The sequence below is a fragment of the Bacillus sp. FSL R5-0422 genome (assembly GCF_038610765.1).
Classification (GTDB): domain Bacteria; phylum Bacillota; class Bacilli; order Bacillales; family Bacillaceae; genus Bacillus; species Bacillus pumilus_O.
In genome coordinates, this window is sequence record NZ_CP152014.1 from 70,646 (window position 1) to 94,716 (window position 24,071).

Genomic DNA, 24,071 nt, shown 5'->3' on the forward strand with positions numbered 1-24,071 from the left:
ACATACAATGCAGTAACAATGCAAGTATGAGATATGGGGGATGTATAAATGAATCAATATTATAATCAACCTCAAGGCACGAAGCTGTCATCAGAAGCAGAACACAATATCACAATGCGAAACAGAAAGCATTTAGATATTACCGGTGTCAAACAGGTGGAAAGCTTTGATAATGAAGAATTTCTGCTTGAGACGGTCATGGGGATTCTCGCGATTCGTGGAGAAAATCTGCAAATGAAAAACCTAGATGTCGAAAAAGGCGTTGTGTCGATTAAAGGACGTGTCTTTGACTTAATTTATGTAGATGAGCAGCACGGGGAGAAAGCTAAAGGATTTTTTAGCAAGCTGTTTAAATGACGCTGACAGTCCAGTTTTATACGATGCTTTCGATGGTAGCGATGGGCATCTGGCTGGGCGCATCGCTTGATACGTACAAGCTGTTTGTGAATCGGGAAAAGACAGCAAAATGGCTTTTGATCATACACGATCTCCTTTTTTGGCTCGTACAGGGTCTCTTATTCTTTTATGTTCTGCTGCTGACAAATGAAGGAGAATTCAGGGTTTATATCTTTCTAGCCGTTGCACTAGGTTTCTCGATGTATCAGGCATTGATGAAACAGCTGTATATGAACATTCTCAAGTTTCTGGTGATGTGTGTGTATCAGGCCGCTCTCATTCTGAAACGGCTGGTCATGTCCATCGTCTTCCAGCCAATTCGCTGGCTGATTACCTTCATCATAAGTGCAATTATGTTCTTGCTCCACTTGCTCTTACGTCTTGTTCATTTTACGTTTCGGCTCGTGTGGAAGGTGCTGTCCATTGTCTGTTATCCGCTCATCTGGTTACTCAATGTGACCATTATTCATCGGATTCCCGAAAAATGGCGAACATCAATGAGATTGTTTTTCTCTAAAGGAGCAGGAATTTTACAAGGGACCAAGAAATTATCTGGTACCATCAAAACGAAATGGAAACAATTCTGGACAAAGTAAGAGAGGAGGCCTTCAACCTTGAACAAGAGAAAAAGAAATATCGCACAAATTCAAAATGATTACCAAAAACAAATGGAACAGCAAGCACAGCGCTTAAAACGCAAACGCCGTGGACTCCTTAGAAGGCTTACCGTGTTTGGTGTGATTGCGCTCATGTTTGTTGTCTTGGTGACAAGTGCCCTCTGGTCGCAATCGTCCTCATTAAAGGAAAAAGAAGAGAAGAAGGTTGCGCTTGAAAAAGAATTGAAGCAATTACAAACAAAGCAGGAAGATATTTCTGATGAAATTAAAAAGCTGAAAAGCAAAGAATACGTACTCGAACTGGCACGACGGGACTATTATATGTCCAAAAAAGGCGAAAAAATCTTTGATGTGGGCAATAAGAGCGATTAGCCTTGTTGACACTTAAAATTCAGTTTATGTATAATTGAACAAATGAGATTTTTTTATAAGTCTAAGGAGGAGCACTTTTTTTATGTCGATTGAAGTTGGCAGCAAGTTACAAGGGAAAGTTACGGGCATTACAAATTTTGGAGCTTTTGTGGAGTTGCCAGGCGGTTCAACTGGTCTCGTTCATATCAGTGAGGTAGCCGATAACTATGTAAAAGATATTAATGAGCATTTAAAAGTCGGTGAACAAGTTGAAGTGAAAGTGATTAACGTTGAAAAAGACGGTAAAATCGGCTTGTCCATTAAAAAAGCAAAAGATCGTCCTCAACAACAACAATCAAGACCAAGCAGAAATGATTTCCGTCCGAAGGAATCGTTTGAGCAAAAAATGAACAAATTCTTAAAAGATAGTGAAGACCGCTTAACATCTTTAAAACGTAACACGGAATCAAAACGTGGGGGACGCGGAGCAAGAAGAGGTTAACTTGTTGCTGCTTTCTATATATCTTTCACAACAAAGCACCTGCTGTCCGCAGGTGTTTTTTTCTTAATTCATCCGACATTTTTTGAGATTTCGCCATTTAATTTAAAACTTCCTATTGACGGACAAGCGATTCCTTTGTATTATAGATCTTGTGCTTCTTAGCGCATTTTTATTATGGCGGTGTAGCTCAGCTGGCTAGAGCGTACGGTTCATACCCGTGAGGTCGGGGGTTCGATCCCCTCCGCCGCTATCCTTTTGATTAGAACATAAAAGCAAGGCCCGTTGGTCAAGCGGTTAAGACACCGCCCTTTCACGGCGGTAACACGGGTTCGAATCCCGTACGGGTCATCTTCGAAAACAGCTTTCTTTAGGAAAGCTGTTTTTTTGTGTCTTCGTAAAATTCTGATGAAAGACATCGACTTTCATGAAAGTATGCCTCTTTGACGAATAAAGCGTCGAACGTTTTATGGAAACGACAACTTCTTTTGACAAAATTTCTTTTTCACCTTCGCTATAATGACAAGCAACGAATATCAGGTGGGGGATGAAAAGATGGAAAAACTAGAAAGAAGAACTGATTTAACAGGAGCGGGGTTTGAAAGAATCAGTGCAGGGTTAAAGAAGATGAAAAACCTGTTTCTTCATCATACGCATTCTCTTTTTTTCTATAAAGGGTTTATTTATGTCGTTCTAGGCTTTTTATTAGGACGAGCCTTCATATTATCTGAAATCATGCCGTTTGCTCTGCCTTTCTTTGGGTCCATGCTGCTTATCAAAAGAGACAAGGCCATGCTTGCTTGTCTCGCTTTACTTGCTGGAGCCATGACGATATCACCTCAAAATGCATTGTTTGTGTTTGCGTCGCTGATCGTCTTCCTTCTGATGTCCAAGGTGGTTTCTTTCATCATCAAAGATCCAGTGAAAACATTGCCGGTGGTCATTGTACTGTCAATGCTGATCACCAGAGGAGCATTTGTTTACCTAGAGCAAGGTGCTGTGCAAAGCTACGATTACGTTATGGCGGGTGTAGAGGCAGGACTTGCCTTCATTTTGACACTGATTTTCCTTCAAAGCCTGCCGATTTTTACAGTCAGGAAAATCAAACACTCCTTAAAGGTTGAAGAAATTATTTGTTTTATGATTTTGATTGCCTCAGTTTTAACAGGTCTAGCTGGGATCACATTTCAAGGAATGCAGGCAGAACATATTTTGTCACGATATGTAGTATTGAGCTTTGCCTTTATTGGAGGAGCGAGTATTGGTTGTACAGTTGGTGTCGTGACTGGATTAATTCTCGGTCTCGCTAACATCGGAAACCTTTATCAAATGAGTCTTCTTGCCTTTTCAGGTTTATTAGGGGGATTGCTGAAAGAGGGGAAGAAAGCAGGCGCAGCCATTGGCTTAATTGTGGGCTCCTTACTGATTTCATTGTACGGAGAAGGATCAGCAGGACTCATGACTACGCTATATGAATCGTTGATTGCGGTTGTGCTCTTCTGGCTCACGCCACAATCCGTAACCTCTAAGGTAGCGAAATATATTCCTGGTACGGTAGAGCATGTGCAGGAGCAGCAGCAATACGCCCGGAAAGTACGAGATGTGACAGCAAAAAAGGTAGACCAATTTTCTAATGTATTTCATGCGCTGTCTGAGAGTTTTGCGACATTTTACGAATCTATTCCTGAAGAAAAGAAACAGGAAGAGGATGTAGATCTTTTTTTAAGTACGATCACAGAACGATCCTGTCAAACGTGCTATAAGAAAAATAAATGCTGGGTGCAGAACTTTGATACAACCTATGAACTGATGAAACAAGTTATGCATGAATCTGATGAAAAAACCTACGAGCAAAACCGGAAATTGAAGAAGAAATTTAGCCAGCACTGCTCAAAATCAAAACATGTTGAGGAATTGATTGAAGAGGAGATCGCTTACTATAAAGCCAACCAGACCTTGAAGAAAAAGGTCCAAGACAGCAGACGACTTGTAGCTGAACAGCTGATGGGCGTCTCACAAGTGATGGAGGATTTTTCCCGGGAAATAAAACGGGAAAGAGAACAGCATTTTATTCAAGAAGAGCAGATGATAGAAGCACTTCAGCACTTTGGAATTGAAATTCAACAAGTAGAAATTTATAGCTTGGAGCAGGGGAATGTCGATATTGAAATGAGAATCCCATATTGCCAAGGACATGGGGAATGTGAGAAAATCATCGCCCCTATGCTCTCAGATATTTTAGAAGAGCAGATTTTAGTCAAGGCAGAGCAGTGTGCAGAGCACCCAACAGGCTATTGTCACGTTGTATTTGGCTCTGCAAAGTCATATCGAGTAGCTACAGGCGTAGCGCATGCAGCGAAAGGCGGAGGGTTAGTGTCTGGAGACAGCTACAGCATGATGGAGCTGGGTGCGGGCAAATATGCTGCAGCTATTAGTGATGGGATGGGTAATGGAGCAAGGGCTCACTTTGAAAGCAATGAAACGATTAAGCTGTTAGAAAAAATATTAGCTTCAGGTATCAATGAAAAAGTAGCGATTAAAACCATTAATAGTATTTTATCTTTACGAACGACAGATGAAATCTATTCAACATTAGATTTATCCATTATTGATTTACAGGATGCGAGCTGTAAGTTCCTTAAGATCGGTTCAACACCCAGCTTTATTAAACGGGGTGATCAGGTGATGAAGGTACAAGCGAGTAATTTACCGATTGGGATTATTGATGAATTTGAAGTGGAGGTTGTGAGTGAACAGATGAAGGCAGGAGATCTGCTGATTATGATGAGCGATGGCATCTTTGAAGGACCAAAGCATATTGAAAATCATGATCTCTGGGTGAAGCGCAAAATGAAAAGCTTTAAAACAGAAGATCCGCAAGAGATTGCTGATTTATTAATGGAAGAGGTCATTCGAACAAGATCGGGTCAAATCGATGACGATATGACGGTTGTTGTCATCAGGCTTGATCACAATACGCCTAAATGGGCATCCATTCCGACAGGTACATTCTATCTTGAGAAACAAGAGATTTCTTGAAATATCGTATAATATGAATTTCTTCTGGCGATGATGGGGATATAAAGCATTCAGTACGATCCCAGGAGGAATGAAGATGCGAAAAGGTCACGTAAACCAAATCTTATTGATTACAGATGGCTGCTCAAATCACGGGGAAGATCCACTTGCGATTGCCTCATTGGCAAAGGAACAAGGGATTACAGTCAATGTTATTGGCATTATGGAGGAAAACAGACACGATCATGAAGCAATGAAAGAAGTTGAAGGGATTGCTCTCGCAGGTGGAGGCATTCATCAAGTTGTCTACGTCCAGCAGTTATCTCAAACGGTACAAATGGTTACAAAAAAAGCGATGACACAAACCTTGCAAGGTGTTGTGAATAAAGAATTGCAGCAAATACTTGGCAAGGATACTGAAATTGAAGAGCTTCCGCCTGATAAGCGTGGGGAAGTGATGGAAGTAGTTGATGAGTTAGGAGAGACGGTTCATCTTCAAGTGCTTGTGCTTGTTGATACAAGTGCAAGTATGAAGCCGAAGCTTCCGACCGTTAAAGAAGCACTCATTGATCTCTCCATTAGTTTAAATTCAAGAATTGGTGAAAATCAGTTTGGAATGTGTATATTTCCCGGGAAAAACTCAGATGCTGAAATTGTGTTGAATTGGACGCCTCGATTCGATTCACTATCATCTATTTTCCCGAAACTGACCACGGGGGGAATCACCCCAACTGGACCAGCGCTTCGAGAAGCACTCCAGCATTTCAAATCAGTTCGTTCGCGTAAAGGGCTGCTTGAAGCAAAGGAAGAGCATGATGAATTCGGTTTCTAACATTCCGTTAGGCACGGTGATTCAAGGGAAATGGCACCACCATCATTACCGCATTGTAAAAGAGCTGGGAAAAGGGGCGAACGGTACTGTCTATTTAGCCGAATCGCCAAATGGTCAAGTAGCCCTTAAAGTGAGTGATGACAGTATGCTCATTGCATCTGAAGTCAATGTGTTAAAATCCTTTTCTAAGGCTCCTGTGAAAACCATGGGGCCTTCTTTTTATGATATGGATGATGCGATTTATCCCGGCATGCTTCAAAAGCGTTCCTTTTATGTGATGGAGTATGTCAGAGGCCCATTACTGCTTGATTTTGTCAAACAAAAAGGTGATGAGTGGATCGTCGTTTTAATGGTTCAGCTTTTATCTAACCTAGCTCATTTACATCAAGAAGGGTGGATCTTTGGTGATTTGAAGCCAGACAATCTCATCGTGTCAGGTCCCCCAGCCGCGATCCGGTGCATTGATGTAGGGGGAACGACAAAAGCAGGCAGAGCAATCAAGGAATATACAGAGTTTTTTGATCGAGGCTATTGGGGATTCGGTACAAGAAAGGCAGAGCCATCCTATGATCTATTTGCCTTAAGCATGGTGATGGTGAATTGTGCGTATAAGAAAGAATTCAAAAAAGGAGTAGAACCGGAAAAGCAGCTTTACAAAGCCATTGAAGGTCATCCTTTATTAAAGCGATATGAAAGGGTATTAAAGGCTGCTCTACAAGGTAAATATCAATCAGCGGCGGCAATGAAGAGTGCGATGCTGAAAGAAGGCCAGCTGATCGCTTCAAGAAAAGCGAGTCAAAAGAAGCAACAGCAAAAAAATGGGCAAAGGCCAGCTGGTCAACAAAACCAACAGGTGACTTCACGATCGAGAGTAGCAGCAAAAAGAACACAAGTACGCAAAAAATCAGGTGGGCTTTTTGAAACGATTCTTATCGTGTGCAGTGTACTTGCTCTTTACTGTGCATATGTCGTTTTGTTCCTGCTATAGACCTGTAAAAAAGCAGGCTTCATCTTTGCTTGGAGCTACTGAAAGTGATAGGATATGTATATCTTTAAATTACCTGCTCTTTGTGAGGAGGAAGTTGTGAATAGAATTGAATCATTTTTGAAAAAACATGATGTTTACCTTGAAAATACGACAGTCATTGTCGGGGTTTCTGGCGGACCAGATTCCATGCTTTTGCTGCATGAACTAAACAAACGTCGAAAAGATTCCTTTCAGCTGATTGCAGCCCATGTAGATCACATGTTCAGAGGAGAAGAATCCTTTGCTGATTTGGCATTTGTTGAGGCATACTGCAAAGAGCAAGGAATTCCTTTTGAATCGGCCCGCATACAAGTTACCCAATATGCAAAAGAAAACCACTTAAACAAACAGGCAGCTGCAAGAGAGTGCAGATATGCTTTCTTTCGTCAATTGATGGAGCAATACAAAGCTCAATTTATAGCGCTTGCACATCATGGGGACGACCAAGTAGAAACAATGATGATGCGGCTTGCGAGAGGGACTGTTGGAATAGGACTCGCCGGTATCCAAGCAAAACGTCCTTATCAAGATGGATGGCTGATTCGGCCGCTCATTGGATATTCCAAGGATGACGTGCTGACTGCTTGTGAACAAGCACATATTCCCTATGTCATTGATCAAAGTAATCACACAGATGACTACTTGAGAAACCGGATAAGAAGACACATTCTTCCCGTGTTAAAAGAAGAGGCACCTCATGTACATGAAAGCTTTCAGTTTGTAAGTGACATGCTGACTGAAGATGAGCAATACTTGCAGGCATTAACAAAGGAACAAATGAACCAAGTGATAACGAATCAATCGCCTAAGCAAATTAAGATTAAAACGAGGCCTTTGCTTGACCTGCCTTTGCCTTTACAAAGAAGAGGCATTCAACTAATATTAAACTATCTTTATGAAAACACTCAATCAGCGTTTTCAAACCAGCATATTCTAGGGACTTTGGACTGGTTATCTCATACTGAACAACCGTCTGGATCATTAGATTTGCCAAAAGGTTTACAAGCTGTCAAATCTTATGATTACTGTATGTTTACCTTTGAACGATCGCTTGTACTAGACCAGTCTTATGCTCTTCACTTAAAGGGTGAGGTTGGAGAGGAGCTTTTCCTTCCAAATGGGCAGTCTATCGTGGTATCAAATCATGTTCCGAAGGATGCACGGAACGGAAACCATTTTTTCTTGCTTCAAAAAGATCGTGTTCGTTTCCCTTTGATCATTCGCTCACGAAAAAATGGTGATCGAATCAAACTTAAAGGGATGAATGGATCAAAAAAGGTGAAGGATATATTTATTGATAAAAAAGTGCCTCTTGCAGAAAGAGACAGCTGGCCGATCGTCACTGACTCGGATCATCAAATCATCTGGATCCCAGGTCTGAAAAAATCCGTTTTTGAAGAAATTGATATGACAAACAGCGATCTCATTGTATTACAATATAGACAGCATGAAAATTTGTAGGGGGCAAGCAAAAGCATGAAACAAGATATTGAAAAGGTTTTGATCTCAGAAGAAGAGATCCAGCAAAAAGTGAAGGAACTGGGTGCAACATTAACCAGCGATTATGATGGTAAATTTCCCCTGGCTATTGGTGTTTTGAAAGGGGCTCTTCCATTCATGGCAGACCTGATCAAACACATTGATACATATTTAGAACTGGATTTTATGGATGTATCTAGCTACGGAAAATCTACCGTATCTTCAGGAGAAGTAAAGATCATTAAAGATCTAGATACTTCTGTTGAAGGAAGAGATATTTTAATTATGGAAGATATCATCGACAGTGGGTTAACTTTGAGCTATCTGGTAGAGCTTTTCCGATACCGTAAAGCAAACTCCATAAAAATCGTGACATTGCTTGATAAACCAAGCGGTCGTAAAGCAGACATCAAAGCAGATTATGTTGGATTTGAAGTACCAGATGCATTTGTTGTCGGCTATGGATTGGATTTCGCTGAACGTTACCGAAACCTCCCGTATATTGGAGTGTTAAAACCATCTGTTTACGAAGGCTAATCAGCATGCGTATACATGAGGTTATTGGTTGTATTGGAATGATTTTCTATGATACTATTGAACATAGTTGTGCTTACTGTGGGAGGAGGTAAGGAATGAATCGGGTTTTTCGTAATACGATTTTTTATATACTTATTTTATTACTTGTGATAGGGGTAGTCAGTTGGTTAGGATCCCCTAATCAAAAGCCTGAGAACATGTCTTACAGCAAATTTTCGCAAAATCTAAGTGCGGGAAAAGTGGAGAGTATCTCCATTCAGCCTGTAAGAGGGGTTTATGAAATTCGTGGTCAATTAGATGGCGCGAAGAAAGATGAATACTTCATTACCCATGTTCCAGATGGTCAAGGTGTTGACCAGATTTACAGTGCACTGAAGAATACAGATGTAAAAGTAGAACCAGCACCTGAAACAAATGGATGGCTGCAAGTTCTGACAACCATCATTCCGTTCATCATCATCTTTATCCTGTTCTTCTTCTTATTGAACCAAGCTCAGGGCGGTGGAAGCCGTGTCATGAACTTTGGTAAAAGTAAGGCGAAGCTTTACACAGAAGAGAAGAAACGTGTGAAATTTAAAGATGTTGCCGGTGCAGATGAAGAAAAGCAAGAACTTGTAGAAGTGGTTGAATTCCTGAAGGATCCACGTAAATTCGCGGAGCTTGGCGCAAGAATTCCTAAAGGGGTTTTACTAGTAGGACCTCCAGGTACAGGTAAAACATTGCTTGCGAGAGCATCTGCTGGAGAAGCAGGCGTTCCTTTCTTTAGCATCAGTGGTTCTGACTTCGTCGAGATGTTCGTCGGTGTCGGTGCATCACGTGTACGTGATTTATTCGAAAATGCGAAAAAGAATGCACCATGCTTAATCTTTATTGATGAGATTGATGCAGTGGGTCGTCAGCGTGGAGCCGGTCTTGGCGGTGGTCATGACGAGCGTGAACAAACGCTTAACCAGCTTCTTGTTGAAATGGATGGTTTTAGTGCGAACGAAGGTATTATTATCATCGCTGCGACAAACCGTGCAGATATCCTAGATCCTGCATTGCTGCGTCCGGGACGTTTTGACCGTCAAATTACGGTTGACCGCCCAGATGTCATTGGCCGTGAAGAAGTACTGAAGGTTCATGCGAAAAACAAACCGCTTGATGACACAGTGAACTTGAAAGCCATTGCAAGCAGAACACCTGGGTTCTCTGGAGCAGATCTTGAGAACTTACTAAACGAAGCAGCACTTGTTGCTGCCCGTCATAACAAAAAGAAAATTGATATGCGTGATATCGACGAAGCGACTGACCGTGTTATCGCTGGACCGGCGAAGAAAAGCCGTGTCATTTCGAAGAAAGAACGTAATATCGTGGCGTACCATGAAGCAGGTCATACTGTCATTGGTCTTATCCTAGACGAAGCGGACATGGTGCATAAAGTAACGATCGTTCCTCGTGGTCAGGCAGGCGGATATGCGGTCATGCTTCCAAGAGAAGACCGTTATTTCCAAACGAAGCCTGAGCTTCTTGATAAAATTGTCGGCTTGCTCGGCGGTCGTGTTGCAGAGGAAATTACGTTTGGCGAAGTAAGTACAGGCGCTCACAACGACTTCCAACGTGCAACTGGCATTGCAAGAAGAATGGTCACAGAGTTCGGTATGTCTGATAAACTTGGTCCACTACAATTCGGTCAAGCACAAGGAGGTCAAGTATTCCTTGGCCGTGATTTCAACAACGAGCCGAATTATAGTGAAGCGATCGCTTACGAAATTGACCAAGAAGTTCAGCGTTTCATCAAGGAAAGCTACGAACGTGCGAAACAAATTCTCACTGAGAATAAAGATAAGTTAGAAATTATCGCACAAGCTCTTCTAGAAGTTGAAACATTAGATGCTGAGCAAATTAAATCTCTTTACGAAACTGGAAAGCTTCCAGAGCGTGTATACGCAGATGACGAAGAGAAAAATGATGATGTGAAAGTAAACATCAAGAAAAAAGAAGAAGACGAGGAGATCTAATCTCCTTCTGTGAAAGCTGCCGGGATCACGGCAGCTTTTTTTTATTTCAATTCCTGAATGGATCGGTTTCGAATTGTTTACAAATGGAACTCAATTCGTGTATGGTATGATAGAAAGTCGAAAAATGCTCTTTTTGAGAAACTATTCAAAGTGGTGATGAAGTTGTTACTCGTGATAGATGTAGGGAACACAAATACCGTTTTAGGTGTTTATCATAATGGCGATCTAAACTACCATTGGCGAATTGAAACAAGCCGTCATAAAACAGAAGATGAATTTGGTATGGCCATTAGGTCTTTATTTGATTATGTCGGCCTAATGTTTGACCAAATAGAAGGAATTATCATATCGTCTGTTGTCCCGCCAATGATGTTTGCATTAGAAAGAATGTGCGAGAAATACTTTCACATAACTCCCCAAATTGTAGGGCCTGGAATGAAGACTGGATTAAACATTATGTGTGACAATCCAAAGGAAGTCGGGGCTGATCGAATTGTGAATGCCGTAGCGGCGATTCACCTTTATGGGGCACCGCTCATTGTCGTAGACTTTGGTACAGCGACAACCTATTGCTATATCAATGAACAAAAACAATACATGGGTGGGGCGATTGCACCTGGTATTACCATCTCAACAGAGGCATTATATACAAGAGCGGCAAAACTACCGAGAATTGAAATTGTCCGTCCAGATCACATTGTTGGAAAAAACACCATTAGTGCGATGCAATCTGGCATCCTTTATGGATATGTTGGGCAAGTCGAGGGAATAGTGAAACGGATGAAGCAGCAAGCGAAACAAACACCGAAAGTCATTGCAACAGGCGGTTTGTCGACATTGATTGGAAATGAATCAGACTGCATTGATATTGTCGATCCGTTCTTAACATTAAAAGGACTTCAACTCATTTATGAACGTAATCGTGTCGGTGTATTATAGGAGGTTTAAAATCGAATGGATTACTTAGTTAAAGCGTTAGCATATGACGGAAAAGTTCGAGCATATGCTGCAAACACAACAGATACAATCAACGAAGCACAAAGAAGACACCATACATGGCCAACAGCTTCAGCAGCGATTGGCAGAACAATGACTGCCACAGTCATGATGGGTGCTATGCTGAAAGGTGAAAATAAATTAACGGTCAAAATTGAAGGCGGTGGACCAATCGGTGCCATTATTGCTGATGGAAACGCAAAGGGCCAGGTGCGCGGATATGTCTCAAATCCACAAGTCCACTTTGACCTAAATGAACATGGCAAACTGGATGTTAGACGTGCAGTCGGGACATCTGGAACGTTAAGTGTTGTGAAAGATATCGGGCTGAAAGATCACTTTACAGGACAAACGGAGATCGTTTCAGGTGAAATTGGAGATGACTTCACTTATTATCTTGTCTCTTCTGAGCAAGTGCCTTCTTCTGTAGGTGTAGGGGTTCTCGTCAATCCAGATAACTCGATTCTCGCAGCTGGCGGTTTCATCATTCAATTGCTGCCTGGAACAGAAGATGCTGTCATTGAAAGATTAGAAAAGCGTCTCTCAACCATTGAACCCATTTCTAAACTCATTGAAAAAGGGATGACACCAGAAGAAATTTTAGAAGAAGTACTCGGAGAAAAACCTCAAATTTTAGAAACTGTACCTGTCGAATTCTCTTGTAACTGTTCAAAAGAACGTTTTGCTAATGGCATTATCAGCCTAGGCAAAGCCGAAATTGACGATATGATTGAACAAGACGGACAAGCAGAAGCTCAATGCCATTTTTGTAACGAAACGTATGTATTTACAAAAGAAGAGCTAGAAGAGCTACGTGAAGAAATAACCCGCTAAGCTCTAAGCAGCGGGTTTTCTTTTTAGAATGGAAAGGAGACAAAAGATGAGACTGAAAGCAAGAGTGGTATGGACATTTATTCTCGTGTTGCTTATGATCAATGCCGTTGTTATTGCATATGTATTAACAAAGTCGCAAATGTCACAGGCTTCTTCAAACGGGAAGAGCGGTGAAGAAATTGCGTCGATTGGAAAAGAAAAGGTGACACGTCAAGAATGGTTAAAGAAGATGGAAGACCGCTATGGAAAGGCAACACTTGAGCAAATGATTAATCAGAAGGTGGTTAACCAGCTTGCGAAAGAAAACAAGCTTGAAGTGTCTTCAAAAGAAATCAATCGTGAATTGCTGATGCTTAAAGCGGTATCTAATAATTTCTATGAAGATGGACATACGAGTGAAAAAGACTGGACAGAACAGATTCGTTATCAAATTTTATTGGAGCAGCTTTTAACGAGAGATGCTGTTGTTTCTGAAAAAGAAGCGAAATCCTTTTATGAAAAAAACAAGGACTTATATCAATATGATGATTCATACCGTATTCGTCATATCGTCGTGAAGACAAAAGGCGAAGCTGAAAACGTATTGAAGGATCTGAAAGGCGGATCTAGCTTCGAAGCGGTGGCAGCTGAACGCTCCATTGACCGCTACACCTCTCCATATGGCGGAGATCTTGGGTTTGTGACAGAAGAACAAGAAAGTATCCCAGCCCTATACATACAAGAAGCTCAAAAGCTTCAGCCAGATGAATGGACAAAAGAACCGATCGAGACCAAAAACGGGTATGCCATTATTCAATTGAAAGAAAAATTAGATGGCCGCTCCTTCTCGTATGAAGAAGTCAAAAATCAGATCAAAAGGCAGATTGCTATGGAAGATCTAGGTGAAAAGGCGAATGTCAAAACCCTGTGGAAAGAAGCAAAAGTCACATGGTTTTACGATGGCGAGCAGGACTAAAAGCATTGACAAAATTTTTCGAAATTGATAATTTAATATTAATACAATAAAATTACTCGGAGATAGAGGTGTTAGTGATGGCTCGTATTGCAAATTCAGTTTTTGAACTAATAGGAAATACACCAGTCGTTAAATTAAACCGTTTAGTAGATGAAGACAGTGCGGATGTCTACTTGAAACTTGAATATATGAACCCGGGCAGCAGTGTAAAAGATCGTATTGCGTTAGCGATGATCGAAGATGCTGAAGCGAAAGGTACTTTAAAAGCCGGCGACACGCTCATTGAACCAACAAGCGGAAACACTGGGATCGGTCTTGCAATGGTAGCGGCAGCTAAAGGAATTAACGCTATTCTAGTGATGCCAGACACAATGAGTCAGGAGCGCCGCAACCTTTTACGCGCTTATGGTGCAGAGCTTGTATTAACACCGGGTGCAGAAGGAATGAAAGGCGCCATCAAAAAGGCAGAAGAATTGGCAGAAGAGCACGGTTACTTCATGCCTCAGCAATTTAGCAACGAAGCCAATGCAGAGATTCACCGTCGTACGACAGGAAAAGAAATTCTTGAACAGTTTGACGGCGAGCTTGATGCATTTATTGCAGGTGTTGGGACGGGCGGCACAATTACGGGTGCTGGTGAAGTCTTAAAAGAAGCCATCCCATCAATTCAGCTTTATGCGGTAGAGCCGACAGATTCACCTGTATTATCAGGCGGAAAGCCAGGTCCACACAAAATCCAAGGGATTGGAGCAGGTTTTATTCCTTCCATCTTGAACACGGAAGTATACGATGGCATTATCCAAGTGAAAAACGAAGATGCATTTGAGCTTGCAAGAAAAGCAGCGAAAGAGGAAGGAATTCTTGGCGGTATTTCTTCAGGAGCAGCCATTTATGCAGCACTTCAAACAGCGAAGAAACTTGGTAAAGGGAAAAAGGTTCTCGCAATCATCCCAAGTAATGGGGAGCGTTACCTCAGCACACCTCTTTATCAATTCGATTAAACAATTACCCCAGCATTTGCTGGGGTTTTTTTATGAAATTTGTAGATGGAAAGCAAATACTATTTTCTAAATAAAATGGATTGCATTACAATAAGATTAATGAAAATGAAAAAGGATGATAACATGACACAACGCAGGCCGATGGGCATCAAAATTCCTTTTACGAAAGATGCATTCTTGAAAAGATATGAACAACTGACTGCTGGCGAAACGCACCATGTTCTGCTTGAAAGTGCTCGCGGTGGTTCCTACAGCATTGCTGGTATTTACCCAATTGCTAAAGCGAAGGGTAAAGACGGGATGACAACCATCCATTATCAAGATGAGGTGCTGTTCAAAGAAGGCGATCCATTCAGAGCGTTTACGGATTGGTTCCAAACCCTTCAAACCGAAACGAATGAGGAATACCCTGATTTCCAAGGCGGGGCGATTGGATTTTTAAGCTATGATTATGCTAGATATATTGAGCATTTTAAGATGTTGTCCATTGATGACCTGAAAACACCAGATCTTTATTTTCTCGTGTTTAATGATGTTGCGGTCTTTGATCATGAAGAAAACATGCTGTGGCTGATTACTCACACAGAGAGAGCGGAACCTGTGAGTGACACTCATCAAAGACTCGAAGATTTAAAGCAAAAGTGGACAAGCTCTGCAAATGAATCAGCGCAATCACCTGTTCATGAACCTTCTGTAGAATTTGTACCAGCAGCGCCTTTTACCGAAGAAACCTTTGGAGAAGCAGTAGAGAAGATTAAGCAATATATCGAAAGCGGTGATGTGTTCCAAGTGAATTTGTCCATCAGACAAGATGAACAGCTCCACACACATTCGTATGAATTATACAAAACGTTACGTCAAGTCAATCCATCCCCTTATATGTCTTATTTGCACACGCCTGATTTCCAGATTGTTTGTGGATCTCCAGAGCTGCTGATTAAGAAAAAGGGAACTCAACTAGAAACAAGACCGATTGCGGGTACAAGATCAAGAGGCAAAGACGATGCTGAGGATCAAGCGCTGGCAAAAGAGCTCATTGAAAATGAAAAAGAACGCGCGGAGCATGTGATGCTCGTGGATCTTGAACGGAATGACCTTGGACGCGTGTCCACTTATGGCTCAGTAAGAGTGAACGAATTTATGGCGATTGAAAAATATTCACACGTAATGCACATTGTATCCAACGTACAGGGTGAACTGCGTGATGATTGTGATGTAGTAGATGTCATGAGAGCCGTATTCCCAGGAGGCACAATTACAGGTGCTCCAAAGGTGAGAACAATGGAAATTATAGAAGAGCTTGAGCCAACAAGGCGTGGGCTTTATACTGGATCTATAGGCTGGTTTGGATTCAATCAAGATATGCACTTTAACATCGTCATTCGTACGGCGTACTGCACTGAAGGCAAAGCCTTTATGCAGTCGGGTGCTGGGATTGTCATCGATTCTGTACCAAAGCACGAATACAAAGAATCGATTAAAAAAGCCTATGCAGTGAAAAAAGCATTACAGTTGAGCAAAGAAGAGACTATTTTGAGTTAGAGGTGAGCAGAGCATGATATTAATGATTGATAATTATGATTCATTTACGTACAACCTGGTCCAGTATTTAGGTGAGCTTGGAGAAGAATTGATCGTGAAACGGAATGATCAAGTAACCATTCAAGAAATTGAAGAACTCAAGCCTGATTTTCTCATGATTTCTCCAGGACCATGCAGTCCTGATGAAGCGGGAATTAGTATGGAAGCAATCAAGCACTTTGCGGGAAGTATTCCGATTTTCGGTGTATGCCTAGGGCACCAATCCATTGCGCAAGTCTTTGGAGGGGATGTCGTTCGTGCTGAGCGCTTAATGCATGGTAAAACGTCAGAGATCGAACATGACGGAAAAGGTGTCTTCACTGGACTCCACAATCCGCTTGTCGCAACGAGATATCATTCATTAATTGTCAAAAACGAGACGCTGCCAGAGTGCTTTGACGCAACAGCCAGCACAAAAGAAGGCGAGCTCATGGCCATTCGCCATAAAGAGCTGCCAATTGAAAGTGTACAGTTTCATCCTGAATCGATTATGACGTCCTTCGGAAAAGAAATGCTTAAAAATTTCATTGAAACCTATCGTAAAAAGGGGCATGAAGTAAACGCATGATCATTTATCTGAACGGTCAGTATATAGAGGAGAAAGACGCGACTCTTTCTCCTTTTGATCATGGTTTTCTATATGGCATCGGTGTATTCGAAACATTTACCAGCCTGGCAGGACAAGTCTTTCTGTTAGATTGGCACCTTGAAAGGCTCAATCAATCATTGCGTGACCTTTGCATCGAATCCACAATAGAGAAACCATTTGTACTCGACATCATTCATACCTTACTAAATAAAAACGACATAGCCGGCGGTCATGCGAGAATTCGCTTCAATGTATCCGCGGGCAGGGGCAATGGATTTTCTGCCGATCCTTATGAAGAGCCTGTCGTGTTTGTCATGATCTCCCCATTCCGGCCCGAATCTGTTTTAGATGAGAAACAGGGAGTCATTCTTCAAACGAGGAGAAATACCCCGGAAGGTTCGAGGCGTCTCAAGTCTCACCATTATATGAACAACCTGTTCGCGAAAAGAGAAGTGGGAAATGATCCGAAGTTAGAAGGTATCTTTTTAACAAAAGAAAATGATGTGGCAGAAGGAATTACCTCCAATGTATTTTGGCGAAAAGGCGATGTGATATATACACCGTCACTTGATACAGGTATTTTAAATGGGGTCACTCGTCGATATTGTATTGAAACACTCCAAGCGATGGAGGCTTCACTAAAAATAGGGCGATATCCAGTCTCCCATTTGCTATCAGCTGATGAGGCATGGATGACCAATTCTGTTCAAGGGATTATGCCTTTCAGAAGTATAGGAGAAATCTCCTTTTCCCATAACAGCCGAATCTTCTCAACAAAATTGAGAACACAATATACAAAAGAACGTCTAGATTATAAAGAGTAGGTGGACACAATGACACAACAAGTGATAAAGCAGCCTAAAGTCATACAAGCCAAGCACCACACCCTTAGTTATGAAGAAAAGACATTGGTCATGGGCATTTTAAATGTCACACCTGACTCTTTTTCAGATGGAGGAAAGTTTAATCAAGTGGATAAAGCGCTGGCCCATGCAGCACAGCTGATAGAGGACGGGGCACATATCATTGATATAGGCGGAGAATCGACTCGTCCAGGAGCGGCATTTGTCTCAGAACAAGAAGAGCTTTCAAGAGTCATTCCCGTCATCGAAAAGATCACAAAAGAATTGGATGTTCCAATTTCTATTGATACGTATAAAGCTCATGTGGCAGATGAAGCAGTGAAAGCTGGAGCTTCCATCATTAATGATGTATGGGGAGCGAAGGCAGATCCTCAAATGGCGCACGTAGCAGCGAAGCACAATGTGCCAATTATTTTAATGCACAATCGGCCAGAACGAAATTACACACATCTAATTTCAGATATGATCGCAGATTTGAAAGAAAGTGTTCAAATTGCAAAACAAGCCGGTGTCTGTGATGACATGATCATATTAGACCCGGGTGTAGGGTTTGCGAAAAATAAAGAGGACAACCTGATGGTCATGAATGAGCTCGAACATTTTTGTCAGCTCGGGTATCCACTGCTCTTAGCTACATCTCGAAAACGATTCATCGGAGCTGTCTTAGACCTGCCACCGGAAGAACGTACTGAAGGAACGGGGGCCACGGTCTGTCTTGGGATTCAAAAAGGCAGTGCGATGGTTCGCGTACATGATGTAAAAGAAATCGCAAGAATGGCAAAAATGATGGATGCCATGCTGAATAAGGGAGGCGCTTATCATCGATAAAGTATATGTAAATGGAATGGAATTTTACGGCTACCATGGCGTATTTGCAGAAGAAAATAAATTAGGACAGCGGTTCCGTGTTGATTTAACAGCATCTCTTGATCTAAGTAAAGCCGGACAAACTGATGACCTCAATGAGACCATCAATTATGCGGAGCTCTACCAAATCTGCAAAAGCATTGTAGAGGGTGAATCAGTCAACCTCGTTGAAACACTAACAGAAAGAATTGCAAGCCAAGTGTTAAAGGACTTTCCGACAGTTCAGGAATGTACTGTGAAGGTGATTAAACCAGATCCGCCAATTCCGGGACACTATCAGTCCGTTGCCATTGAAATGACGAGATCGCGCGCATGAACAATACCGCGTACATTGCTTTAGGTTCGAACATAGGGAAAAAAGAAACTTATTTAAAAGAAGCCGTCAAAAAACTGCACGAACATTCAGAGGTTCAAGTAGAATCGATCTCTTCTATATATGAAACAACACCTGTAGGTTACGAAAACCAAGATGACTTTTTAAATATGGCTGTGAAAATTTCCACCTCGCTTCGTCCAAATGAATTACTGGCACTTACTCAGAAAATCGAGCAAGAGTTAGGCAGAACGAGAGAAGTGAGATGGGGACCACGAACGGCTGACCTTGACATTTTACTTTATAATCGTGAAAATATTGAAACAGAACAGCTCGTAGTGCCACATCCTAGAATGTACGAACGTTTATTCGTTCTCGTTCCGATGAGTGAGATTTGCCCGGAAATCGGCGAAGTACAAATAAATGCCGTAACAGACCAAGAAGGTGTAAGCATATGGAAAAAGACGTGTGGGGTAGAAGAATTCGTGCATACCGAAAGCTAAAAGGGTATACTCAGGAAGGGTTCGCGAAAAGACTGGGCATCTCTGTCTCTGTCCTAGGAGAAATTGAGCGGGGCAATCGATTACCAACAAACCAATTGGTTGGTCAAATAGCAGATGCTTTAAATATAACGGTGGAAGAACTTTCACCAAATCTTGAAGGAGAAAGGAGGGGAAATGATGTTTAAAATCGGAGATATCGACATTAAAAACAAAGTGGTGCTCGCACCTATGGCTGGTGTGTGCAACTCCGCCTTCAGACTGACAGTGAAAGAATTTGGAGCAGGTTTAGTCTGCGCTGAAATGGTCAGTGATAAGGCGATCCTGATCAACAATGCAAGAACAATGGGTATGCTATACATTGATGAACGGGAAAAGCCTTTGAGCCTTCAGATATTTGGAGGAGAAAAAGACACTCTCGTTGAAGCGGCAAAGTTTGTAGATCAGAATACCACAGCGGACATTATTGATATCAACATGGGCTGTCCTGTGCCGAAGATTACGAAATGTGATGCAGGAGCGAAATGGCTACTTGATCCAAACAAGATTTATGAAATGGTCTCTGCTGTTGTAGATGCTGTAGATAAACCTGTTACGGTGAAAATGAGAATGGGCTGGGATGAAGATCATATCTTCGCTATCGACAATGCACGTGCTGTTGAACGAGCAGGTGGACAAGCAGTTGCACTTCACGGACGGACACGTGTGCAGATGTACGAAGGAACAGCAAATTGGGATATTATAAAAGAGGTCAAACAATCTGTTTCCATTCCTGTCATCGGCAATGGAGATGTCAAAACCCCTCAGGATGCAAAACGTATGCTTGATGAAACGGGTGCAGATGCTGTCATGATCGGAAGAGCGGCACTAGGAAACCCGTGGATGATCTATCGAACAGTTCATTATTTAGAAACGGGTGAACTGAAAGAAGAGCCAAACGTACGTGAGAAGATGTCAGTGTGTAAGCTTCACTTAGACAGACTTATTGATCTAAAAGGGGAGCATGTGGCTGTCAGAGAAATGAGAAAGCACGCAGCATGGTACTTAAAAGGTGTCCGAGGCAATGCGGACGTGAGAAATCAAATCAATCAAAGTGAAACGAGAGCGGAGCTTGTACAAGTTCTTGATGACTTTACGATCGAAGCCGAGGCAAAAGAGCTTCAAAGTATAAAAGTAGGATAAAACTATCTTTCTTTTTGTAGCTCACTGCTAGTGCATGTACTGGCAGTTTTTCTGCTTTTCTCTGCAAAATACATTATTGGAGTGATATAAATGAGTAATGAAGGGCTTAATAACGAAGAATTAAATGACCAATTCCAGGTCAGACGTGACAAAATGAATAAAATGAGAGAAGAAGGTATCGATCCGTTCGGTGAACGATATGACCGTTCTCATCAATCTGCACAAATTATTGCTGAATACGATGAGTTTTCTAAAGAAGACTTAGAAGAAAAGTCTGCACAAGTAACGATCGCTGGACGTATGATGACAAAGCGTGGAAAAGGGAAAGCTGGCTTTGCGCATATCCAAGACTTAGAAGGACAAATCCAAATCTACGTTCGTAAAGATAGTGTAGGAGAAGAAGCTTATGAATTATTCAAAAGCTCAGACCTAGGCGATATTATCGGTGTAACAGGAACAGTATTTAAAACGAATGTAGGCGAACTTTCTATTAAAGCGACTAGCTTTGAGGTTCTCACAAAAGCACTTCGCCCGCTTCCTGACAAATATCATGGACTTAAAGATGTCGAACAACGCTATCGTCAGCGTTACCTTGACCTGATTGTAAATCCAGAAAGTAAGCAGACGTTCATCATGCGAAGCAAGATCATCCAATCTATGAGAAGATACTTAGATTCTAAAGGATACCTAGAAGTTGAAACACCAACAATGCACAGCATCCCTGGTGGTGCATCAGCACGTCCTTTCATTACTCATCACAATGCACTGGATATGCCACTTTATATGCGTATTGCGATTGAACTTCACTTAAAACGCCTTATTGTCGGTGGTCTAGAGAAGGTATACGAGATTGGTCGTGTATTCCGTAACGAAGGTGTATCAACTCGTCATAACCCAGAATTCACTATGATCGAGCTTTACGAAGCTTACGCAGATTACAAAGACATCATGAACCTAACTGAAAATCTGATTGCTCATATTGCCGAAGAGGTACTAGGAACAACCACTATTCAATACGGAGAAGATGAAATTGATCTGAAGCCTGAATGGAAGAGACTCCATATGGTTGAAGCAGTCAAAGAAGCAACTGGTGTAGACTTCTGGCAGGAGATGTCTGTAGAAGAAGCGCAGCAGCATGCAGCTGATCACGGAATTGAAATTACGAAAAATATGACGGTAGGTCATATCATCAATGAGTTCTTCGAGCAAAAAGTGGAGGAAACATTGGTACAGCCTACATTTATTTACGGACATCCAGTGGAGATTTCTCCATTAGCTAAGAAAAATCCTGAAGACCCTCGCTTCACAGATCGCTTTGAGCTATTTATCGTACGCCGTGAGCATGCTAATGCATTCACAGAACTAAACGATCCAATCGATCAAAGAGAACGATTCGAAGCTCAATTAAAAGAACGTGAAGAAGGAAATGACGAAGCGCATCTAATGGATGACGATTTTGTTGAAGCATTAGAATATGGTATGCCTCCAACAGGCGGACTAGGAATCGGTATCGACCGGTTAATCATGCTATTAACAAATTCTCCATCAATCAGAGATGTACTGCTTTTCCCGCAAATGAGAAACCGCTAATACACCAATTAAAGCGCCATTTTAACTATGGCGCTTTTTATTTTTCATGAAATGAAACTTTTTTTAAAAAAACTATTGCAAGGAAAGAATCAAGATGGTATATTATTATTCGTTGCCGCAAAACAGCAACGAGGTTAAAAAAGAAATTGAAAAAACTTCTTGACTTTAACCGATACGAAATGTTAAGATATTAAAGTCGCTTACGAGCGATAACGAAAATGATCTTTGAAAACTAAACAAGACAAAACGTACCTGTTAATTCGAGTTTTTATAAAAAATCCTATGATGTTTCATAGGTAGTCAGTCAAACGCTGACGAAAAACAAAACTTCGGTTTTGTACTTTTTCGGAGAGTTTGATCCTGGCTCAGGACGAACGCTGGCGGCGTGCCTAATACATGCAAGTCGAGCGAACAGAAGGGAGCTTGCTCCCGGATGTTAGCGGCGGACGGGTGAGTAACACGTGGGTAACCTGCCTGTAAGACTGGGATAACTCCGGGAAACCGGAGCTAATACCGGATAGTTCATTGAACCGCATGGTTCAATGATGAAAGACGGTTTCGGCTGTCACTTACAGATGGACCCGCGGCGCATTAGCTAGTTGGTGGGGTAATGGCTCACCAAGGCGACGATGCGTAGCCGACCTGAGAGGGTGATCGGCCACACTGGGACTGAGACACGGCCCAGACTCCTACGGGAGGCAGCAGTAGGGAATCTTCCGCAATGGACGAAAGTCTGACGGAGCAACGCCGCGTGAGTGATGAAGGTTTTCGGATCGTAAAGCTCTGTTGTTAGGGAAGAACAAGTGCGAGAGTAACTGCTCGCACCTTGACGGTACCTAACCAGAAAGCCACGGCTAACTACGTGCCAGCAGCCGCGGTAATACGTAGGTGGCAAGCGTTGTCCGGAATTATTGGGCGTAAAGGGCTCGCAGGCGGTTTCTTAAGTCTGATGTGAAAGCCCCCGGCTCAACCGGGGAGGGTCATTGGAAACTGGGAAACTTGAGTGCAGAAGAGGAGAGTGGAATTCCACGTGTAGCGGTGAAATGCGTAGAGATGTGGAGGAACACCAGTGGCGAAGGCGACTCTCTGGTCTGTAACTGACGCTGAGGAGCGAAAGCGTGGGGAGCGAACAGGATTAGATACCCTGGTAGTCCACGCCGTAAACGATGAGTGCTAAGTGTTAGGGGGTTTCCGCCCCTTAGTGCTGCAGCTAACGCATTAAGCACTCCGCCTGGGGAGTACGGTCGCAAGACTGAAACTCAAAGGAATTGACGGGGGCCCGCACAAGCGGTGGAGCATGTGGTTTAATTCGAAGCAACGCGAAGAACCTTACCAGGTCTTGACATCCTCTGACAACCCTAGAGATAGGGCTTTCCCTTCGGGGACAGAGTGACAGGTGGTGCATGGTTGTCGTCAGCTCGTGTCGTGAGATGTTGGGTTAAGTCCCGCAACGAGCGCAACCCTTGATCTTAGTTGCCAGCATTTAGTTGGGCACTCTAAGGTGACTGCCGGTGACAAACCGGAGGAAGGTGGGGATGACGTCAAATCATCATGCCCCTTATGACCTGGGCTACACACGTGCTACAATGGACAGAACAAAGGGCTGCGAGACCGCAAGGTTTAGCCAATCCCATAAATCTGTTCTCAGTTCGGATCGCAGTCTGCAACTCGACTGCGTGAAGCTGGAATCGCTAGTAATCGCGGATCAGCATGCCGCGGTGAATACGTTCCCGGGCCTTGTACACACCGCCCGTCACACCACGAGAGTTTGTAACACCCGAAGTCGGTGAGGTAACCTTTATGGAGCCAGCCGCCGAAGGTGGGACAGATGATTGGGGTGAAGTCGTAACAAGGTAGCCGTATCGGAAGGTGCGGCTGGATCACCTCCTTTCTAAGGATATATGGAGCAGCGTGCGTTTTCGTCTTGTTTAGTTTTGAAGGATCATTCCTTCAAAACATGTCTCTAGCGAGACAGGATTGTTCTTTGAAAACTAGATAACAATAAGTAATACATTCACATTGAATGCAATGCAAAGTTCATCAC

At 42.4% G+C, this 24,071-nt stretch carries 23 protein-coding genes, 2 tRNA genes and 1 rRNA gene; all 26 read left to right on the forward strand.

Going from position 1 to position 24,071, the window contains the following annotated elements:
• Positions 1-48: 48 nt before the first annotated feature.
• The 26 genes from yabP (at position 49) to MKX52_RS00495 (ending at position 23,918) form a co-directional block, all read left to right on the forward strand.
• Positions 49-357, forward strand: a complete 309-nt coding sequence (gene yabP / locus MKX52_RS00370) for a sporulation protein YabP (RefSeq protein ID WP_003217974.1) — start codon at positions 49-51, stop codon at positions 355-357.
• Positions 354-992, forward strand: a complete 639-nt coding sequence (yabQ, locus tag MKX52_RS00375) for a spore cortex biosynthesis protein YabQ (RefSeq protein ID WP_012008662.1) — start codon at positions 354-356, stop codon at positions 990-992. Before yabP ends, yabQ begins: the two co-directional genes overlap by 4 nt.
• Positions 993-1,010: 18 nt before the next feature.
• Positions 1,011-1,385, forward strand: coding sequence for a septum formation initiator family protein (locus MKX52_RS00380; protein ID WP_088000700.1), 375 nt, complete (start codon positions 1,011-1,013; stop codon positions 1,383-1,385).
• 82 nt (positions 1,386-1,467) lie between these two features.
• Entirely contained in the window at positions 1,468-1,866 is a 399-nt protein-coding gene (locus MKX52_RS00385; RefSeq protein ID WP_003217901.1) for a S1 domain-containing RNA-binding protein, read from the forward strand.
• Positions 1,867-2,042: 176 nt separating this feature from the next.
• Positions 2,043-2,116: transfer RNA gene (locus MKX52_RS00390), tRNA-Met, on the forward strand.
• Between the two features lie 26 nt (positions 2,117-2,142).
• Positions 2,143-2,214: transfer RNA gene (locus MKX52_RS00395), tRNA-Glu, on the forward strand.
• Positions 2,215-2,418: 204 nt separating this feature from the next.
• Positions 2,419-4,902 carry a stage II sporulation protein E gene (spoIIE, locus tag MKX52_RS00400; protein WP_342491255.1) on the forward strand — a complete coding sequence of 828 codons (2,484 nt, stop codon included), beginning with the start codon at positions 2,419-2,421 and terminating at the stop codon, positions 4,900-4,902.
• 76 nt (positions 4,903-4,978) lie between these two features.
• A complete protein-coding gene (locus MKX52_RS00405; protein ID WP_003217969.1) occupies positions 4,979-5,713 on the forward strand; it encodes a VWA domain-containing protein in 735 nt (244 codons plus the stop codon).
• The gene (locus tag MKX52_RS00410; protein ID WP_342491256.1) at positions 5,697-6,701 is read left to right on the forward strand and encodes a protein kinase family protein; all 1,005 of its coding nucleotides are present in this window, start codon (positions 5,697-5,699) and stop codon (positions 6,699-6,701) included. The genes MKX52_RS00405 and MKX52_RS00410 overlap by 17 nt, the downstream gene beginning before the upstream one ends.
• Positions 6,702-6,797: 96 nt before the next feature.
• Entirely contained in the window at positions 6,798-8,201 is a 1,404-nt protein-coding gene (gene tilS / locus MKX52_RS00415; protein WP_217016944.1) for a tRNA lysidine(34) synthetase TilS, read from the forward strand.
• 15 nt (positions 8,202-8,216) lie between these two features.
• Positions 8,217-8,756, forward strand: coding sequence for a hypoxanthine phosphoribosyltransferase (gene hpt / locus MKX52_RS00420; RefSeq protein WP_003217950.1), 540 nt, complete (start codon positions 8,217-8,219; stop codon positions 8,754-8,756).
• A 95-nt stretch (positions 8,757-8,851) separates the two neighbouring features.
• Entirely contained in the window at positions 8,852-10,756 is a 1,905-nt protein-coding gene (gene ftsH, locus MKX52_RS00425; RefSeq protein WP_012008669.1) for an ATP-dependent zinc metalloprotease FtsH, read from the forward strand.
• 162 nt (positions 10,757-10,918) lie between these two features.
• Positions 10,919-11,695 carry a type III pantothenate kinase gene (locus tag MKX52_RS00430; protein ID WP_008341820.1) on the forward strand — a complete coding sequence of 259 codons (777 nt, stop codon included), beginning with the start codon at positions 10,919-10,921 and terminating at the stop codon, positions 11,693-11,695.
• 15 nt (positions 11,696-11,710) lie between these two features.
• The gene (gene hslO / locus MKX52_RS00435; RefSeq protein WP_012008671.1) at positions 11,711-12,586 is read left to right on the forward strand and encodes an Hsp33 family molecular chaperone HslO; all 876 of its coding nucleotides are present in this window, start codon (positions 11,711-11,713) and stop codon (positions 12,584-12,586) included.
• 52 nt (positions 12,587-12,638) lie between these two features.
• The gene (locus MKX52_RS00440; RefSeq protein ID WP_224925996.1) at positions 12,639-13,541 is read left to right on the forward strand and encodes a peptidyl-prolyl cis-trans isomerase; all 903 of its coding nucleotides are present in this window, start codon (positions 12,639-12,641) and stop codon (positions 13,539-13,541) included.
• Positions 13,542-13,618: 77 nt separating this feature from the next.
• Positions 13,619-14,542 (forward strand): cysteine synthase A, encoded by a 924-nt coding sequence (gene cysK, locus MKX52_RS00445; protein WP_012008673.1) that lies wholly within the window; start codon positions 13,619-13,621, stop codon positions 14,540-14,542.
• A 123-nt stretch (positions 14,543-14,665) separates the two neighbouring features.
• Positions 14,666-16,084: an anthranilate synthase component I family protein gene (locus MKX52_RS00450; protein WP_342491257.1), complete on the forward strand. Its 1,419-nt coding sequence runs from the start codon at positions 14,666-14,668 to the stop codon at positions 16,082-16,084.
• 13 nt (positions 16,085-16,097) lie between these two features.
• Positions 16,098-16,691, forward strand: a complete 594-nt coding sequence (gene pabA / locus MKX52_RS00455) for an aminodeoxychorismate/anthranilate synthase component II (RefSeq protein WP_251184910.1) — start codon at positions 16,098-16,100, stop codon at positions 16,689-16,691.
• A complete protein-coding gene (gene pabC, locus MKX52_RS00460) occupies positions 16,688-17,536 on the forward strand; it encodes an aminodeoxychorismate lyase (protein WP_342491258.1) in 849 nt (282 codons plus the stop codon). Before pabA ends, pabC begins: the two co-directional genes overlap by 4 nt.
• Positions 17,537-17,545: 9 nt before the next feature.
• A complete protein-coding gene (gene folP / locus MKX52_RS00465) occupies positions 17,546-18,403 on the forward strand; it encodes a dihydropteroate synthase (protein WP_342491259.1) in 858 nt (285 codons plus the stop codon).
• Entirely contained in the window at positions 18,396-18,758 is a 363-nt protein-coding gene (folB, locus tag MKX52_RS00470) for a dihydroneopterin aldolase (RefSeq protein ID WP_106052285.1), read from the forward strand. The genes folP and folB overlap by 8 nt, the downstream gene beginning before the upstream one ends.
• Complete coding sequence (gene folK, locus MKX52_RS00475) at positions 18,755-19,258, forward strand: 2-amino-4-hydroxy-6-hydroxymethyldihydropteridine diphosphokinase (protein WP_342491260.1); 504 nt, start codon at positions 18,755-18,757, stop codon at positions 19,256-19,258. The genes folB and folK overlap by 4 nt, the downstream gene beginning before the upstream one ends.
• A complete protein-coding gene (locus tag MKX52_RS00480) occupies positions 19,210-19,443 on the forward strand; it encodes a helix-turn-helix transcriptional regulator (protein WP_251184914.1) in 234 nt (77 codons plus the stop codon). Before folK ends, MKX52_RS00480 begins: the two co-directional genes overlap by 49 nt.
• On the forward strand, positions 19,436-20,437 hold the full coding sequence (dusB, locus tag MKX52_RS00485) for a tRNA dihydrouridine synthase DusB (RefSeq protein ID WP_012008681.1): 1,002 nt from the start codon (positions 19,436-19,438) through the stop codon (positions 20,435-20,437). Before MKX52_RS00480 ends, dusB begins: the two co-directional genes overlap by 8 nt.
• A gap of 90 nt (positions 20,438-20,527) precedes the next feature.
• Positions 20,528-22,027, forward strand: a complete 1,500-nt coding sequence (gene lysS / locus MKX52_RS00490) for a lysine--tRNA ligase (protein ID WP_012008682.1) — start codon at positions 20,528-20,530, stop codon at positions 22,025-22,027.
• 342 nt (positions 22,028-22,369) lie between these two features.
• Positions 22,370-23,918, forward strand: a 16S ribosomal RNA gene (locus tag MKX52_RS00495).
• The last annotated feature ends 153 nt before the right edge of the window (positions 23,919-24,071 follow it).